The sequence below is a fragment of the Streptomyces spectabilis genome, assembly GCF_008704795.1.
Lineage (GTDB): Bacteria > Actinomycetota > Actinomycetes > Streptomycetales > Streptomycetaceae > Streptomyces > Streptomyces spectabilis.
Genome location: NZ_CP023690.1, coordinates 4,298,000 through 4,314,422, shown reverse-complemented (window position 1 = coordinate 4,314,422; position 16,423 = coordinate 4,298,000). Strand labels below are relative to the sequence as shown.

Sequence of the window (16,423 nt, the reverse complement as noted above, 5' to 3'; positions counted from 1 at the left end):
GGTTGGCTCAGGTATGGACGCTGACGTAGTGGCTGCGGCGGGGGCCGACACCGACGTGCACGGCACGGTCGCCCCCGGTTACGAACCGGTCGGAGACGCCTTCCGGCTCACCTTCGGCGCGCTCGGCGAGCGGGGCGCGGCGGTCGTCGTGTACCGCGACGGGCGGCGCGTGGTGAACCTGTGGGGCGGCACCCGGGACTTCGACGGCGGCGCCCCCTGGGAGCAGGGCACCGCCCAGATCGTCCGCTCGGCCACCAAGGGCGTGGCCGCCGCCGCGCTGCTCCTGCTGCACCAGCGCGGACGCCTCGACCTGGACGCGCCCGTCGGCGCGTACTGGCCGGAGTTCAAGGCGCGCGGCAAGGAGCGGGCGCTCGTCCGGCACGTGCTCGCCCACCGGGCCGGGGTGCCGGCCCTCGACCAGCCGCTGACGCCCGCCGAGGCGTACTCGCCCGACCTCGCGGCCGCGGTCGTCGCCGCGCAGGCGCCCGCCTGGGAGCCGGGCACCGACCACGGCTACCACGCGCACACGTACGGCTGGCTGACCGGGGAGCTGGTGCGCCGCGTCACCGGCCGCGCCATCGGCGAGTGGATCGCGGACGAGGTCGCGGGGCCGCTGGGCCTCGACCTGTGGCTCGGGCTCCCCGACGCGCGGGCCGCGCGCGTCGGACGGCTCGGCCCGCTGGCCGCCGACACCGGGCGCGGCGGCCTGCGCGCGCGGCCCAAGCCGGAGGTCGCGGCGGCGTACGCGGATCCCTCGTCCCTGACGCGGCGCGCCTTCGCGGTGATCGACCCGCCGCCCGACGAGAACGACCCCGGCCACCGCGCGGCCTCCCTGCCCGCCTCGAACGGCATCGCCACGGCCGACGGGCTCGCCCGCTTCTACGCCGCGCTCATCGGGGACGTCGACGGGGGCGGGCGCCTCTTCGAGCCCGGCACCCTCGCCCTCGCCCGGGGCGAGGCGTCCGCCGGGCCCGACCGCGTCCTCGTCACCCCCACCCGCTTCGGCCTCGGCTACATGCTCCACGGCCCCGCGGCGCCCCTGTTGACCCCCGCCTCCTTCGGCCACCCCGGCCGCGGCGGCACCCTGGCCTTCGCCGACCCGGACTCGGGCCTGGCCTTCGCGTACGTCACGAACGGCATGGGCCGCGGCGTCACGGCGGACCCCCGCCCCCAGACCGTGCTCCGGGCCCTGCGCTCCCTGCGGCCATAGCCCTCGCGGGCCTGGGGCGCCACCCGCGAGGGCGTCAGCCCGCGTGCAGCATCAAGCCGATGCCCGCCACCATCACGCCCGCGGCCAGCATCCGCGGTGCCCCGAACCGCTCCTTGAAGAACACCGCCCCGATCCCCGCCCCCACGATGATCGAAGACTCCCGCAACGCGGAGATCGGCGCGAGATCGGCCCGCGTCTGGGCCCACAGGACGAGGGCGTACGCGGAGACGGAAAGGGCCGCGCCGAGGAGCCCGAGCCCGGCCACGGGCCGCACCCGCCCCACGAACGCCCCGCGCCACCGCCACGCCGCGTACAGCGGAACGACCGTGCCCTGCACGAGCATCAGCCAGGCGATGTACCCGAGGGACGACCCGGACGCCCGTACCCCGAGCCCGTCCACGACGGTGTACGCGGCGATGGAGACGCCGGTGGCGAGCGCCGCGCCGAGCGCCGTCCAGTCGGGCCGCCGACCGGAACCCCGGATGCCCCACAGGGCGAGCCCGGTGAGCCCGGCCGAGCAGACGGCGACCCCGGCGGCCTGCCACCCGCCGGGCACCTCGCCCGCGAACACCGCCGCGAGCACGGTCACGACCAGCGGCGCGGTGCCGCGCGCGATGGGGTACGCCTGCCCGAAGTCGCCGAGCCGGTAGGACCACATGAGCAGTGCGTAGTAGCCGACGTGCAGGACGGCGGAGAGCAGCAGGAAGGGCCAGGCACCGGCGTGGGGGAGGGCCACGAAGGGGGTGAGGAGGAGCCCGATGAGGGCACCGCCGCCCGATATGAGGGTGAAGCCGACGAGTTTGTCGGTGATGTGGTGGGCGAGCGCGTTCCAGGCGGCGTGGGTGACGGCGGCGAGCAGGACGGCCGCGGCGACCAGCGGGGTCACCGAGCGGTTCCGGCGGCCGCCTCGCGCACGTCCACCAGGGTGCCCCCGGCGTGGGCGACGAGGCTCTCGGGGTCCATGGGGAACACGGTGTGGGGCGTGCCCGCGGCGGCCCACACCAGGTCGTGGGCGAGCAGCGAACGGTCGGCGAGGACCCGGACCCTGGTGGCGTGCCCGAAGGGCGGCACCCCGCCGATGGCGTACCCGGTGGTCTCCCGCACGACGGCCGCGTCGGCCCGCGTGACCCGCTCCGCGCCCAGCTCGGCGCGCACCCGCTCGACGTCGACGCGGGACGCGCCGTCCACGAGCACGAGGACGGGCACCCCGTCCGCGGCGAAGACCAAGGACTTGCAGATCCGGTCCTGTGCGCAGCCGATCGCGGCGGCGGCCTCGGCGGCGGTCCTGGTCCGGTCGGGGAACCGGCGGACCGCGCCGGTCAGTTCGTCGAGGCCGAGCTCGCGCAGGGCCCGCGCGAATCGGGGGTGCGCGGCTGAACCGCCGGTGTCGTACGCGTCGCTCGCAGATGTACCCATGCGGCGCACGCTAGCGGTGGGTGTAGGCGCCACGCGACCGGGTATCGCTGGCCGGGCGGCGGGCCCTCAGCCCCCGGCCAGCAGCACCGCCCGCACCACGGGCCCCGCCGAGTCGCCGCCGTGCCCGCCCGCCTGCACCACCGCCGCCGCGGCCACGTCCCCGCGGTAGGCCGTGAACCAGCCGTTGGGCTTCTTCTGCCCGTCGACCTCGGCGGAGCCGGTCTTCGCGCCGGAGTCGGCGCCGAGGCCCGACATCGGCTTGACGGCGGTGCCCGCGACCGCCGTGTAGTGCATGAGGTCGCGCAGGGCGGACGCCGTCGAGGGGGACATCTTCCGCGCGGCCGTCGCCAGCTTGCGCCTGTCCAGGGCGGGCGGGACCAGATACGGCTGCCGGAACGTGCCGGACTTGACCGTCGCCGCCACCGACGCCATGTTCAGCGGGTTCATCCGCACCCCGCCCTGGCCGATGAGCGACGCCGCCATCTGCGCGTCCGACTGCACCGGCACCGCGCCGTCGAACGACGACACGCCGATCGACCAGTTGTCGTTGCCGAGCCCGAAGACGTCCCGGGCCTGCTTGGTCAGGTCGTCGTCGGAGAGCTTCTTCGCCTGGCTGATGAAGGCCGTGTTGCAGGACCGCGCAAAGCTCGCCCGGAACGTGCCGTTCTTGATCTGGAACTTGTCGTCGTTCTGGAACTTCCAGCCGCCGTACGTCTCGTACTTGGGGCACGGGTGCTTCTTGTCGACGCCCGCGAGCTTCTTCTCCAGGAGCATCGAGGACGAGACGACCTTCATCGTGGAGCCGGGCGCGAGCGAGCCCTGGAAGGCCGTGTTGAAGCCGCCGGGGCTCGAGTTGGCGACGGCCAGGATCTCGCCGGTGCTCGGCTTCACCACCACGACCGACGCCCGCTTCCGCTTGGCCGTCTCCCGCTCGGCCGCCGCCTGCGCCTTCGGGCTGATCGTCGTCTTCAGCGTGCCCGGGGTGCCGGGCGCGAGCGTCAGGAGCGTCTTGTCGGGCGTGACCTTCGCGTCGTCGCTCTTGGTCTTCGTGCGCGCCGCGTCCCGCGCGTCCTTGCGGACGACCCGCAGCTCGATGCCGCCGGTGCCGCCCGCCTTCTTGCCGTACTTGTCCCGCATGCCGTCGATGACCGTGCCGAGCGAGGGGTACTTGGCGGCCGTGAGCGCGCCGCCGGCGCGGTCCAGGGCCTTGATCGGCGGATTGCCCGCCTCGCCGGTGACCAGGCGGTCGCCAGGCTTCAGCTCCGGGTGGACGACGGAGGGGCGCCAGGCGACGAGCGTCCTGCCGTCGGACGCCCGGCGCACCACCCGCAGCGCCGAGTCGTACGCGTACGGCTTGCGGACCGTGCCCACCGCGCCCTGACGCTTGCGGTTTCCCTCGTACGAGACCGTCGCCGCGGCCTTGAACGGCACCTTCGCGCTCTTGCGGCTCGCGGGCTCGCCCGGCGTGAGGCGCACCTTCGTGACGCGCGCGTCCTCGCGGTACGACCGCAGGGCCGTCCGCGCCGCGTCGCGGTCGTCGGTCAGCGCGGCCGCGCGGTCCACGTCGCCCGCGGCCCAGGCCGCGAGGAACTCCCGCGCGGTGGTGCGCACTTCGGCGGCCGTCGGCGGGCCCGACGCCACCGCCTTGCCGTCCGCGCCGCCCGAGCCCCCCGTCTCCGGCTCCCCTGCCAGGGCGTACGCGGCGAAACCCACCCCGCACACGACGGCGACCACCGCCCCGCCGAGCACGCCCGGACGCACCTTCTTGCGCTCGGCGACACGTCTTCTCTTGCCCACGAACCAGCCCTCCGTGATTCCCCGTCGGCCCCCGCCGCACCTCTGCTCAACTCACCGAAAGCCCAACCTAGCGGGAGCCCGTCCGGGCACGGGGGGCGGCGTGGTTGGTTCGGGTTATGTGTGACCTGCGGGCCGTCTGGGGCTGGGCGCGCAGTTCCCCGCGCCCCTTCGGGGCGCTTCCCTTCAGCGGGTTGCTCGTAGGACCGTTGCGACGATCGGGCCCGCCGTGTCGCCGCCGTGGCCGCCCTCCTGGGCCATCGCGGCGGCCGCCACGTCCCCGCGGTAGCCCGTGAACCAGCTGTTGGGCCGGGCCTGCCCGTCGACCTCCGCCGAGCCGGTCTTCGCGCCGACGTCGGTGCCGAGGCCCGCCATGGCCCGCGCGCCCGTGCCGGAAAGCGCGGTGCGCCGCAGCATCTGGCGGAGCTGGACGACGGTGGCCGCGGACAGGCCGCGCGCGGTGGCCGGTTCGCCCGCGATGAGGGACTTCGGCACGAGCACGGGCTGGCGGAAGGACCCCGTCATCGCCGTGGCCGTCACCGACGCCAGGTTCAGCGGGTTGAGCTGCACCTCGCCCTGGCCGATGGCGTTCGCCGCCCGGTCGGGGCCGCCGGAGGCGGGCACGGAGCCGTCCGCCGAGGGGATGCCGGTGCGCCAGTCGTCCCGCCCCAGACCGAAGTTGTCCCGCGCCTCCTCGGCGAGGGAGGCGTCGGTGAGCGGCTTCTCGTCGACGAGCTTCACGAACGCCGTGTTGCACGAGCGCGCGAAGCTGTCCGCGAGCGTGGCCCCGCCGTCCGGCCGAAGCCCGGTGAGGTTCTTGAAGGTCTGGCTCTGCCAGGTCGCCGTCGACGGGCACGGCGCCGGGCCGCCCGCCTTGGCGACGCCCTTGTCGATGAGCATCGCCGCCGTCACGATCTTCATGGTCGAGCCGGGCGCCAGCTTGCCCTCGAAGGCCGCGTTGAAGCCGTCCTCACGGTGGTTGGCGACCGCGAGCACCTCGCCGGTGCTCGGCTTGACGGCGACCACCGACGACTCGGGGTACTTGGCGACCGCGTCCTCCGCGGCCCGCTGCGCGGCGGCGCTCAGCGTCGTCGGCAGCGTGCCGGGTCTCCCCTCGGCGAGCGTGAGCAGCGTCGTCGTACCGGCGTCCTCCGAGGCCCGCCGCACGTACAGCTCGATCCCCGGGCGGCCGCCCGCCTTCTCGCCGTACGCCGCCCGCAGCCGTGCGAGCACCGGTGTGAGCGAGGGGTACCGCTCGGGCGTCAGGACCCGCCCCTCGCGGTCCACGGCCCGGATGGGCGGCGCCGCGGCCTCACCGGTCTCCAGGCTCTCGCCCTCGTGCAGCTTCGGGTGCACGACGGACGCCTCCCAGTCGACCAGGGGCCGCCCGGTGGACCGGCCGCGCACGACCTCGAACGAGGACGCGTACGCGAGGCGCTTGGACGTGCCCTTGTACGACACGGTGGCGCGGACCGAGAACGGCACGCGGGTGCCCTGGATCCGGCCCGGCGTCAGCCGCACCTCGCGGATGTGCGCGTCCTCGCGGTAGCCGGTCAGGGCGAGCGCGGCCGCCTCCGCGTTGTTCGTGTACACGGCCGCCGTGTCCGCGTCCCCCTTCGCCCAGGCCGTGAGGAACGTCCGCGCGGTGTCGCGGACTTCCCTCGCGTCGGGCGTCCCCTTCTTCACCGCGGCCGTTCCCGACGCCGAACCGCCGTCGTCGTTCAGCGCGTTCACCACGTTGAACGTGCCGTATCCGGCTCCCCCCACCATGACGGCGAAGACCCCGCCGACCATGACGGTCTTCACTTGTTTGCGCATGAAGCGCTCCCTCCCCAGGAATGCCCACACTTTAGGAGGAGGGACAGCGGCTTACGCAGGCTTTTCGGTGGGGAAGCGCGCGACTCGCAGATGTTCAGCCATATTCTCGATCGCTATGCGTCAAGAAGAATCGCCCGGCCGACAGGGACCGCCCATAAGCGAATGGGCCGTCAGATGGGTTTGTACGGCCCGGGCGAAGTCCGTCCTCGCCCGGGCGAGGCTCTCCCAGCCGGAGTCGATCCGGCCCGCCTGATCGCCCATGGCCTCCGCGTCGCCGGACTCGAACGCCTCCAGCCAGCGCGCGAACAGCTTGTGCTGAGCGTGCGCCGTGCCGGTGATCTCCTGGGCGGCGGCGACGATTTCGTCGGGCCCCCACAGCTCCAGGTGTCCCGACACGATCAGCAGTTCACGCGTGGCCGCGAACAGCTCGGTCATCTCGTCGTCCGGCAGCGCGCGGGCCGCCCGGACGCAGGAGCCGCAGGAACTCGCCACCTGCACATAGCGGCTGAACGCGTCGAAGACGTCGGTGCACGCCTGACGGCGCTGGTCCCTCACCCACTGCTGGTGGTCGACGGACGACTGCGCCTGGACCTGGGTCTGCGCCGCCTCGATGGTCTTCTGCGCACCGATCCGGGCCCCGTAGGCCGTGGCGAGTCCCCCCACCCCGGCCCCGATGAGCCCTGCGATGCCCGCGGCCAGTCCGGCGATGCCCTGATCCATCGCAGCATTCTCGGGCGCGCACCGGCACGGAGGGAAGCGATCGAGCCAACCCGTACGGTTCCGGCCGCCGTTCGCGGGGGAGTTGTCCGCGAACCCTCCCGGAATTGTCCTTGATCGGTAACAGAGGCATCCCTCGATCACCCCTCTCCGTCCTGCGGGGTGGTCACAAGGGGGCCGGGGATCGACAGGGACTGTGAGAGGGGCGGACATGGCGCGGCACAGCGGTGGGCGGGGCTGGTACGGCAAGGTGGTCGGGGCGGCGCTCGGGGTGATGCTGCTCGCCACCGGAGCCTCGGTGTGGACCGCGCAGGCCGGTGACGCGGACGACGCCGCACCGAACGCGACCGCGCCCGCCGAGCCCGCGGCCAAGCCGGTCTCGGCGGACATCGCGCACGCGTCGGAGAAGGGGAAGCGCGGCGTCAACATCACCATCGACGACGGCCCCGACCCCAAGTGGACCCCCCAGACGCTCGACCTGCTGCGGCAGTACGACGTGAAGGCCACCTTCTGCATGGTGGGGACGCAGGCGCAGGCCCACCCGGACCTCGTGAAGAAGGTCGTCGCGGACGGGCACCGGCTGTGCGACCACTCGGTGTCGCACAACACCGCCATGGACAAGGACACCCAGGCCTACCAGTCGAAGCAGATACTCGACGCCGAACGCATGATCACCAAGGCGTCCGGCGGAGTGCGCCCGATGTACTACCGGGCGCCCGGCGGGGCGTTCACCCCCTACAGCCGCAAGCTCGCCGCCTCCCGGGGCATGCGCCCGCTGGGCTGGAACGTGGACACCAAGGACTTCGAGCGCCCGGGCACGGACGCCATCGTCGCCACCGTCCAGCGGGAGCTGCCCAACGGCCCGACGCTCCTCTTCCACGACGCGGGCGGCGACCGCACCCAGACCGTCGAGGCCCTCCGTCGGCTCCTGCCCTGGCTCAAGGGCCAGGGCTACACCTTCGGCTTCCCGGTCCGCTGACCCCGCCGCCGCCCGGCTCCCCCCGCTAGACCCAGGTGTCCAGCCACATCCGCGAGCGCCACGAGTCGATGGGGATCGCGGTGCCCGTGTAGATCGGCCAGAAGTAGATGAAGTTCCAGAAGATCAGCAGGACCAGGACGCCCGCGCCCGCCGCGCCCGCCACCCGGCGCCGCTCGCTGGAGCCGGGCGGTCCGATCAGCGCGCCGACGAGCATCGCCACGGCCAGGCACAGGAACGGCACGAAGACCACGGCGTAGAAGTAGAAGATGGTCCGTTCCTGGTACATGAACCACGGCAGATAGCCGGCCGCGATGCCGCACACGATCGCGCCCGCGCGCCAGTCCCTGCGGAAGAACCAGCGCCACAGCACATAGACCAACGCGGCGCCCGCCGCCCACCACAGCAGCGGGGTGCCGAGCGCGAGGACCTCGCGCGCGCACTTCTCCTTGGTGTCGGCGGGGCAGCCGTCCTTGCCGGGCAGCGGCGACTCGTAGAAGTACGAGACGGGGCGGCCGTCGACGAGCCAGCTCCACGGGTTCGACTGGTAGGTGTGCGGCGAGGACAGGCCGACGTGGAAGTCGTACACCTTGTTCTCGTAGTGCCACAGGCTGCGCAGCCAGTCCGGCAGCCAGGTGAAGCTGCCGCCCTTGCCGTCCGTCGCCGCCCAGTTGCGGTAGTAGCCGCCGGTGCCGTCGCTCGGCGAGAGGATCCAGCCGAGCCAGGAGAGCAGATACGTGCCGAAGGCGACCGGCACCGTCGCGGCGAACGCGGGCAGCACGTCCAGCCTGAGCACCGCCGCGTACGGCCGCCGCGCCCCGGCCACACGGCGCGCGCCCACGTCCCACAGGACCGTCATCAGGCAGAAGAACACCATGATGTACAGGCCGTTCCACTTGGTCGCGAAGGCGAGCCCGAGGCAGAGCCCCGCCGCCCAGCGCCACGGCCGCCACCCCAGGCGCACGGTCTCGGCGACGCGCCGGTCCGGGCGCGCGACCCCGTCGGAGCCCACCGGAAGCGCCGCCGCCAGGCGCTCCCGCGCCCGGTCCCGGTCCACCAGGAAGCAGCCGAACGCGGCCAGCACGAAGAACATCAGGACCTGGTCGAGCAGCGCGGTGCGGCTCATCACGAAGTGCAGCCCGTCCACGGTGAGCAGCGCGCCCGCGACACAGCCGAGGAACGTGGAGCGGAACAGGCGGCGCCCGATCCGGCACAGCATCAGGACCGAAAGGGTGCCGAGCACCGCCGTCATGAACCGCCAGCCGAACGGGTCGAAACCGAACAGCCATTCACCGATGGCGATCACGTACTTGCCGACCGGCGGATGCACCACGTACGCGGCGTCCGTGGGCAGCGCGATGGAGTCGCCCTGCTGGACGACCGTGTCGTTGATCTTGTCGGGCCAGCTCAGTTCGTACCCGCGGTGGAGCAGCGCCCAGGCGTCCTTGGCGTAGTACGTCTCGTCGAATATCACCGCCTTCGGGCTGCCCAGGTTCCAGAACCGCAGCAGGCCCGCCACGAGCGCCACCAGGATCGGTCCGCCCCAGCCCGACCAGCGCGTCACCCGCCGCGCGGCCAGGGGCGGTACGCCGAGCGCCGCCCAGATCCGCGAGCCGGGCTCGGCGTACGGCGGGACGAGCCGCGCCCGCACATCGCCTCTGGGCCGCGCCGCGTAGCCGAAGCGGCGCAGTCTGCGGTGCCAGGGCGACGGCTGCTGTTCCTCGGGATGCTGGCCCTCACGGGTGTCCGGGGACGACGCGGTACTGGTCACCGCGCCATCGTAGGGAACCAGACTGTGACAGTCCCGCGCCCTGCCCCTGCGAGGATGGAACCGTGACAGGAAGCGCAGACTCAAGCCCCGACGGCACGCCCGGCACTCCTCCCGGCGGCACGCCCGGCGGCTCCCCCGACGGCACCGGCACGCTCGTCCTCGCGGGCACCCCCATCGGCGACACCGCGGACGCCCCGCCCCGGCTCGCCGCCGAACTGGAGCGCGCCGACGTCGTGGCGGCCGAGGACACCCGCAGGCTCAAGCGGCTCGCACAGGCGCTCGGCGTCACCGTGGGCGGGCGCGTCGTGTCGTACTTCGAGGGCAACGAGTCGGCGCGCACGCCCGAGCTCGCCGACGCGCTCGAAGGCGGCGCGCGGGTGCTGCTCGTCACCGACGCGGGCATGCCGTCGGTCTCCGACCCCGGCTACCGCCTGGTCGCGGCCGCCGTCGAGCGGGGCATCCGGGTCACCGCGGTGCCCGGCCCCTCCGCCGTCCTGACCGCGCTCGCGCTCTCCGGCCTTCCCGTGGACCGCTTCTGCTTCGAGGGCTTCCTGCCCCGCAAGGCGGGCGAGCGGCTCGCCCGTCTGCGCGAGGCCGCCGAGGAGCGGCGCACCCTGGTGTACTTCGAGGCCCCGCACCGCCTGGCCGACGCGCTCGCCGCGATGGCCGAGGCCTTCGGCCCCGAGCGCAGGGCCGCCGTCTGCCGCGAGCTGACCAAGACGTACGAGGAGGTCCGCCGCGGCCCCCTCAAGGAGCTCGCCGCGTGGGCGGCCGAAGGGGTGCGCGGCGAGATCACCGTGGTCGTGACGGGCGCGCCCGAGCGGAGCGGCGACGAACTCGACGACGACGAGCTGGTGCGCAGGGTCCGGGTGCGCGAGGAGGCGGGGGAGCGGCGCAAGGAGGCGATCGCCGCCGTGGCCGCCGACGCGGGGCTGCAGAAGCGGCGCGTTTTCGACGCCGTGGTCGCGGCGAAGCACGCGCCGCAAGCGTGACGCGGGGCGGGAGCGACAGCGTGTGCGCGGGGGCGTGGGATACCGGCGCACACGCATGCCGCCTGCACTTTCCTCACCTTCGCCGCGCGTTTCGAGCTCCGGGGTTTTATTCCTCCGAGCGGCCCATCGCCTGGTAAAGGACTATCGTGAAAGGCAAAAGCGTGGGCCGCGCGTCAGGCTGAATTCCTATGGGAATGCCAAATCGGGCCCAACAGTGCACAGGTCTGATGCGCGCGCTGCGGAAAGGGCGTCCACTGGTGGTCAGGGACGCACCCGTCCCTCACCGCCGGGCCCGGGTCCGGGCAGGACGCTCCGGGCCGGTGGTGCTTGTCCTGCGGACAAGAGGAGCTCGCATGAGTGAGATCGCAGACACCGGTCACCGCACGGCTTTCGACGTCGTCCATGAGTCCTACGCGTTCGCCTGCATGCGCTGCGGGCACGGCTGGGAGCAGTCGTACGAGATCGAGCACCACGTGGACGCCAAGGGGCAGCAGTTCGTGACGTATCTGGCGGGCGGGCACCGCGTGCCGTCCCCGCTCACCCGGCCCACCTGCCTGAACTGCGGGGGCCACGTCGTCCGGATCATGCGCGCGGGCCAGGTGTCGACCGTGCGGTCCGCTCTTGAGTCCCTGCACCGGCAGCCCCACACCGAGCATCCGCCGTCGGCGACGAAGGTCCCGGCGAGCGACGGCTCGGCCGAGGGCGCGGGAGGGGGCGCGGAAGGGGGCGCCAAGCACCACTGGCACCTCTCGGACCTGCTGCACCCGTTCCAGAACCACCGCAAGGCCGGCTGAGGCCGTCCTCTCCCCGGGCACCCGCCCCGCCCCCGGGGCGGGTGCCCTCGGCGGGACCCCTCGGCCGGGGGCTCCGTAGGATCGGGGCATGCCCGCCGACACCACCCCGCCCCCGGCCCCCGCCCCGCTCCGCGTCCCGGTCGCCGACTCCCACACCCACCTCGACATGCAGTCGGGGACCGTCGAGGAGGCGCTCGCCAAGGCCGCCTCGGTGGGCGTCACCACGGTGGTCCAGGTCGGCTGCGACGTCGCGGGCTCCCGCTGGGCCGCCGAGACGGCCGCCGCGCACGCCGCCGTCCACGCCGCGGTGGCCCTTCACCCGAACGAGGCGCCGCGCATCGTGCACGGGGATCCCGACGGCTGGTCGCGGCAGGGCGCCAGGCCCGGCGGGGGAGAGGCCGCGCTCGACGAGGCGCTCGCCGAGATCGACCGGCTCGCGGCCCTTCCGCACGTCAAGGGCGTCGGCGAGACCGGCCTCGACCACTTCCGCACCGGGCCCGAGGGCATGGCCGCGCAGGAACGGTCCTTCCGCGCGCACATCGAGATCGCCAAGCGGCACGGCAAGGCCCTGGTCATCCACGACCGCGAGGCCCACGACGACGTGCTGCGCGTCCTCAAGGAGGAGGGCGCCCCCGAGCGCACCGTCTTCCACTGCTACTCCGGCGACGCCGCGATGGCCGAGGTGTGCGCGGAGCACGGCTACTTCATGTCCTTCGCGGGCAACGTGACCTTCAAGAACGCGGGGCACCTGCGCGAGGCCCTCGCCGTGGCCCCGCCGGAGCTCGTCCTCGTCGAGACCGACGCCCCGTTCCTGACCCCCGCGCCCTACCGCGGACGGCCCAACGCCCCGTATCTCATTCCGGTCACGCTGCGCGCGATGGCCGAGGTGAAGGGGATCGACGAGGACGCCATGGCCGCGGCCGTCTCGGCGAACACGGCCCGCGCCTTTGATTACTGATCGATAACGACCGAAGCGTTCCGGGGCCTGACAGCCTGGGGCAGTGCCGCGACACAGAGTAGTCACCCTGCTTTGGAGAGTGACGGCCGCTCCGCTAGGTTCTGCAAGCCGATCTGCACATGGCTTGTCAGTGGTTCACATGTCAGCTGGAGCGTCGTCGTGAGCAAACCGCAGTACGAGACGTATGGGCAGCCGCCGTTCGCGCCCTATGAGCCGTACGGGGACGGCGGGGCCGCCGTGGGGCACGGGGGGTACCAGGACACGTACCGGCCAGCGTACGAGATGACGCCGGGAGGGTACGGCGCGTACGGGGCCGGGGGCGACGGGGGCGCGGCCGGTGCGCCGGGCGCGGAGTACGGCGGATACCCCGAGAGCCCCGTGAGCCCCGCCATCCCCGAAAACCCCGAGCCCGAGCGCGTCGAGTACGCCGAGGCCGCGGACGGCGCGGCGTACACCCCGGCCGACGGGGCCGAGGGCGCCGGCTCCGGGCCCCTGCTGCCCCGGCAGGCGGGCGGGCCCCGGAGCGCCGGGCGGGCCCAGGCGCGCCGCGCCGCGCGGCGCAAGCGGAGCGGCGAGCGCCCCGACGGACTGCGCAGGCTCGTGCCGCAGGCCCTCGTCGTCGCCTTCCTCGCGGGCGGCACCTCCGCCTTCGTCGCCAACGACAAGGCCGTCCAGCTCAGCGTCGACGGCAGGTCCCGCACCCTGCACACCTTCGCCGACGACGTGGGCGAACTGCTCGCCGACGAGGGCGTGGACGTCGGCACCCACGACATCGTGGCGCCCACCGCCGACACCGTGCTCGCCAGCGGCGACGAGATCGCCGTCCGCTACGGCCGCCCCGTGCGGCTCACCCTCGACGGCAAGAGCCGCCAGGTGTGGACCACCGCCCGCACCGTCGACGGCGCGCTGCGCCAGCTCGGCGTGCGCGCCGAGGGCGCCTATCTGTCGGCCTCGCGCGGCAAGCGCATCGCCCGCGAGGGCCTCGACCTCGACGTCCGCACCGAGCGCACCGTGACCGTCATGGCCGACGGCAGGGCCCGCACCATCCGTACGAACGCCGCGACCGTCCACGAGGCCGTCGAGGAGTCCGGCGTCACCCTGCGCGGCTCCGACACCACCTCCGTCGCGCCCGACAGCTTCCCGCGCGACGGGCAGACCATCACGGTCATGCGGATCTCCGGCCGCAAGGAGGTGCGCGAGGAGGTCATCCCGTACGCGGTCCGCAAGACCGAGGACGCCTCGCTCCTGCGCGGCACGGAGGTCGTGGTGCAGGCCGGGCACGAAGGGGCCCGGCGGGTCACGTACGCGCTGCGCACCGTCAACGGCGTGAAGCAGAAGCCGCGGCGGATCAAGAGCGAGGTGGTGCGGGAGCCGCAGACGCGGATCGTGAAGGTCGGCACGAAGGCCCCGCCCACGTCCGTGCCCGGGGCCGACGGGCTCGACTGGGGCGCCCTCGCGTCCTGCGAGTCCGGGGGGCGCCCCACCGCGGTGGATCCCTCCGGCACGTACGGCGGGCTCTACCAGTTCGACACGCGCACCTGGCAGGGGCTCGGCGGCTCGGGCCGCCCCCAGGACGCGTCCGCCACCGAGCAGACCCACCGGGCGAAGAAGCTCTACGTCCAGCGGGGCGCGAGCCCTTGGCCCCACTGCGGCAAACGCCTCTAGCCCCCGGGGCCCGCCCGCTGCCGGGCGGCCTCCCACCCGCCCACCCGTGCCACCCCGGCTTCCGCCCGCCCGACCCCGACGCGGAGCGCCGCCCGTGGCGCCCTCCCCCTCCCCGCCGCTACCGCGGCGGGTGCTTGCCCACCCCGCCCACCCGAAACTCCCCAGCGTCGCGAGACCGGGCCTCGGGGCACCTGGGCGGGGGCGGGCGGGTGGGACCACCCCGGCGCTCGGCGCGGGGCGTACGCGCAGGCCGGGCCCGGGCCGGGCGGAGCCACCCCCTCCCCGCTGTGGGCAATCGTCCCGCAGGGCGGGACGGGTGGGCACAGCACCAGGCGCCGCTCAGCCGTTCCGCTTGGCCTCGGGCGCGCAGGGCCGGGTGCCGCTCAGCCGTTCCGCCTGGCCCGTGCCCGCAGGGCCGGTGCCGCGCGGCCGGGGAGTGGGGCGGATGGGCCGGGGGCGGGGTGGGGCGCGGATACCCTGGGGCGGTGAGTAGCACCGAGCACGACGCCCTCCTGGGCCCCGCCGACATCCGCGAGCTTGCCGCCACCCTCGGCGTCCGGCCGACCAAGCAGCGCGGCCAGAACTTTGTCATCGACGCGAACACCGTCCGCCGCATCGTCCGCACCGCGGACGTGGGCCCCGACGACGTCGTGGTCGAGGTGGGCCCGGGCCTCGGCTCGCTGACCCTCGCGCTCCTGGAGACCGCCGCGCACGTCACCGCCGTGGAGATCGACGACGTACTCGCCGGGGCCCTCCCGGCGACCGTCGAGGCCCGCCTGCCGCAGCGCAAGGACGCCTTCGACCTCGTCCACAGCGATGCCATGCAGGTGCGCGAGCTGCCAGGACCCGCCCCGACGGCCCTGGTCGCGAACCTCCCGTACAACGTGGCGGTACCGGTCCTGCTGCACATGCTCGACACCTTCCCCAGCATCGAGCGCACGCTCGTGATGGTGCAGGCCGAGGTCGCCGACCGCCTCGCCGCGGCACCGGGCTCGAAGGTGTACGGCGTCCCGTCCGTGAAGGCCAACTGGTACGCGGACGTCAAGCGCGCGGGCGCCATCGGCCGCAACGTCTTCTGGCCCGCGCCGAACGTCGACTCCGGCCTCGTGTCCCTGGTGCGGCGCGCCGAGCCGGTCGCGACCACCGCCTCGAAGCGGGAGGTGTTCGCCGTCGTGGACGCCGCCTTCGCCCAGCGCCGCAAGACGCTGCGCGCCGCCCTCTCCGGGTGGGCGGGCTCCGCCGCCGCGGCCGAGGCCGCCCTGGTCGCCGCGGGCGTGTCCCCGCAGGCGCGCGGCGAGTCCCTGACCGTCGAGGAGTTCGCCCGGATCGCCGAGCACAAGGGGGCCGCGGCGTGAGCGTCACCGTACGCGTGCCCGCGAAGGTCAACGTGCAGCTGGCCGTGGGCCCCGCCCGGCCCGACGGCTTCCACGACCTCGCCAACGTCTTCCTCGCCGTCGGCCTGTACGACGAGGTGACGGCGGCGCCCGCCGACGAGCTGCGCGTCACCTGCGCGGGCCCGGACGCCGCCCAGGTGCCCCTGGACCGCACCAACCTCGCGGCCCGCGCCGCGCTCGCCCTCGCCGAGCGCCACGGTCGCCCCGCCGACGTACACCTCCACATCGCCAAGGACATCCCGGTCGCCGGCGGCATGGCGGGCGGCAGCGCGGACGCCGCGGGCGCCCTGCTGGCCTGCGACGCCCTCTGGGGCACCGGCGCGTCCCGGGCCGAGCTGCTCGACATCTGCGCCGAGCTCGGCAGCGACGTGCCGTTCAGCCTGGTCGGCGGCGCCGCCCTCGGCACGGGGCGCGGCGAGCGGCTCCAGGAGCTCGCGGTGGGCGGCGACTTCCACTGGGTGTTCGCGGTCGCCGACGGCGGCCTCTCGACGCCCGCGGTGTACCGCGAGTTCGACCGCCTGACCCCCGACGCCCCCGCCCCCGAGGCCTCCCCGGCCCTCCTGGAGGCGCTGCGCACCGGCGACGCCGCGGCTCTCGCGGCCACCCTGTCGAACGACCTCCAGGCCGCCGCGCTCTCCCTCTTCCCGGCGCTCGCCGACACCCTGAAGGCGGGCACCGAGGCGGGCGCCCTCGCGGCCCTGGTCTCCGGCTCGGGCCCGACGACCGCCTTCCTGGTCAAGGACGCGGACGCCGCGGAGCGGGTCGCCGCCGCCCTGCGCGCGTCGGGCACCTGCCGCACGGCCCGCCCCGCGACCTCGCCCGCGCCCGGGGCCGGGGTCCTGTAGCTCCGCGCGCGAAAGAGGTCCGCTCGGCGGGCGACTACGCTGGACGGTCGGGTTCGTCTTTTCCGTCGTCAGG

At 74.3% G+C, this 16,423-nt stretch carries 14 protein-coding genes; 8 read left to right on the top strand and 6 right to left on the bottom strand.

The window, feature by feature from the left end:
• Window positions 1-13 precede the first annotated feature (13 nt).
• Window positions 14-1,210, top strand: coding sequence for a serine hydrolase domain-containing protein (locus tag CP982_RS18600; RefSeq protein WP_150511570.1), 1,197 nt, complete (start codon window positions 14-16; stop codon window positions 1,208-1,210).
• Between the two features lie 34 nt (window positions 1,211-1,244).
• Here CP982_RS18600 and CP982_RS18595 read toward each other — a convergent pair whose 3' ends face one another.
• The 5 genes from CP982_RS18595 to CP982_RS18575 form a co-directional block, all read right to left on the bottom strand.
• Window positions 1,245-2,096, bottom strand: coding sequence for an EamA family transporter (locus CP982_RS18595; protein ID WP_150511569.1), 852 nt, complete (start codon window positions 2,094-2,096; stop codon window positions 1,245-1,247).
• Complete coding sequence (locus CP982_RS18590) at window positions 2,093-2,626, bottom strand: YbaK/EbsC family protein (protein WP_150511568.1); 534 nt, start codon at window positions 2,624-2,626, stop codon at window positions 2,093-2,095. The genes CP982_RS18595 and CP982_RS18590 overlap by 4 nt, the downstream gene beginning before the upstream one ends.
• Window positions 2,627-2,692: 66 nt before the next feature.
• Window positions 2,693-4,423 carry a penicillin-binding transpeptidase domain-containing protein gene (locus CP982_RS18585; RefSeq protein ID WP_150511567.1) on the bottom strand — a complete coding sequence of 577 codons (1,731 nt, stop codon included), beginning with the start codon at window positions 4,421-4,423 and terminating at the stop codon, window positions 2,693-2,695.
• Between the two features lie 183 nt (window positions 4,424-4,606).
• The gene (locus CP982_RS18580; RefSeq protein WP_150511566.1) at window positions 4,607-6,238 is read right to left on the bottom strand and encodes a penicillin-binding transpeptidase domain-containing protein; all 1,632 of its coding nucleotides are present in this window, start codon (window positions 6,236-6,238) and stop codon (window positions 4,607-4,609) included.
• Between the two features lie 120 nt (window positions 6,239-6,358).
• Window positions 6,359-6,958: a hypothetical protein gene (locus tag CP982_RS18575; RefSeq protein WP_150511565.1), complete on the bottom strand. Its 600-nt coding sequence runs from the start codon at window positions 6,956-6,958 to the stop codon at window positions 6,359-6,361.
• A 208-nt stretch (window positions 6,959-7,166) separates the two neighbouring features.
• On the opposite strand from CP982_RS18575, the gene CP982_RS18570 reads away from it, so the two are divergent.
• Window positions 7,167-7,934: a polysaccharide deacetylase family protein gene (locus CP982_RS18570; RefSeq protein WP_150511564.1), complete on the top strand. Its 768-nt coding sequence runs from the start codon at window positions 7,167-7,169 to the stop codon at window positions 7,932-7,934.
• Window positions 7,935-7,959: 25 nt separating this feature from the next.
• On the opposite strand, the gene CP982_RS18565 is transcribed toward CP982_RS18570, so the two are convergent.
• The gene (locus tag CP982_RS18565) at window positions 7,960-9,702 is read right to left on the bottom strand and encodes a dolichyl-phosphate-mannose--protein mannosyltransferase (RefSeq protein ID WP_150511563.1); all 1,743 of its coding nucleotides are present in this window, start codon (window positions 9,700-9,702) and stop codon (window positions 7,960-7,962) included.
• A 62-nt stretch (window positions 9,703-9,764) separates the two neighbouring features.
• Here CP982_RS18565 and rsmI point away from each other — a divergent pair, with 62 nt between their 5' ends.
• The 6 genes from rsmI (at window position 9,765) to CP982_RS18535 (ending at window position 16,350) form a co-directional block, all read left to right on the top strand.
• Window positions 9,765-10,694 (top strand): 16S rRNA (cytidine(1402)-2'-O)-methyltransferase, encoded by a 930-nt coding sequence (gene rsmI, locus CP982_RS18560; protein WP_150511562.1) that lies wholly within the window; start codon window positions 9,765-9,767, stop codon window positions 10,692-10,694.
• A 353-nt stretch (window positions 10,695-11,047) separates the two neighbouring features.
• Window positions 11,048-11,488 (top strand): hypothetical protein, encoded by a 441-nt coding sequence (locus tag CP982_RS18555; protein ID WP_150511561.1) that lies wholly within the window; start codon window positions 11,048-11,050, stop codon window positions 11,486-11,488.
• A gap of 88 nt (window positions 11,489-11,576) precedes the next feature.
• Window positions 11,577-12,446 carry a TatD family hydrolase gene (locus CP982_RS18550; RefSeq protein WP_150511560.1) on the top strand — a complete coding sequence of 290 codons (870 nt, stop codon included), beginning with the start codon at window positions 11,577-11,579 and terminating at the stop codon, window positions 12,444-12,446.
• Between the two features lie 159 nt (window positions 12,447-12,605).
• Window positions 12,606-14,111 (top strand): resuscitation-promoting factor, encoded by a 1,506-nt coding sequence (locus CP982_RS18545; RefSeq protein WP_229879268.1) that lies wholly within the window; start codon window positions 12,606-12,608, stop codon window positions 14,109-14,111.
• 485 nt (window positions 14,112-14,596) lie between these two features.
• On the top strand, window positions 14,597-15,466 hold the full coding sequence (gene rsmA, locus CP982_RS18540; RefSeq protein WP_150511559.1) for a 16S rRNA (adenine(1518)-N(6)/adenine(1519)-N(6))-dimethyltransferase RsmA: 870 nt from the start codon (window positions 14,597-14,599) through the stop codon (window positions 15,464-15,466).
• Complete coding sequence (locus CP982_RS18535) at window positions 15,463-16,350, top strand: 4-(cytidine 5'-diphospho)-2-C-methyl-D-erythritol kinase (protein ID WP_150511558.1); 888 nt, start codon at window positions 15,463-15,465, stop codon at window positions 16,348-16,350. The genes rsmA and CP982_RS18535 overlap by 4 nt, the downstream gene beginning before the upstream one ends.
• The last annotated feature ends 73 nt before the right edge of the window (window positions 16,351-16,423 follow it).

What these genes read in the sequence shown, in the direction of transcription:
- CP982_RS18580 (WP_150511566.1), bottom strand. Translation starts at nt 6,238, where the DNA reads ATGCGCAAACAAGTGAAGACCGTCATGGTCGGCGGGGTCTTCGCCGTC.
- CP982_RS18555 (WP_150511561.1), top strand. Translation starts at nt 11,048, where the DNA reads ATGAGTGAGATCGCAGACACCGGTCACCGCACGGCTTTCGACGTCGTC.
- CP982_RS18570 (WP_150511564.1), top strand. Translation starts at nt 7,167, where the DNA reads ATGGCGCGGCACAGCGGTGGGCGGGGCTGGTACGGCAAGGTGGTCGGG.
- CP982_RS18550 (WP_150511560.1), top strand. Translation starts at nt 11,577, where the DNA reads ATGCCCGCCGACACCACCCCGCCCCCGGCCCCCGCCCCGCTCCGCGTC.
- CP982_RS18575 (WP_150511565.1), bottom strand. Translation starts at nt 6,958, where the DNA reads ATGGATCAGGGCATCGCCGGACTGGCCGCGGGCATCGCAGGGCTCATC.
- CP982_RS18590 (WP_150511568.1), bottom strand. Translation starts at nt 2,626, where the DNA reads ATGGGTACATCTGCGAGCGACGCGTACGACACCGGCGGTTCAGCCGCG.
- CP982_RS18600 (WP_150511570.1), top strand. Translation starts at nt 14, where the DNA reads ATGGACGCTGACGTAGTGGCTGCGGCGGGGGCCGACACCGACGTGCAC.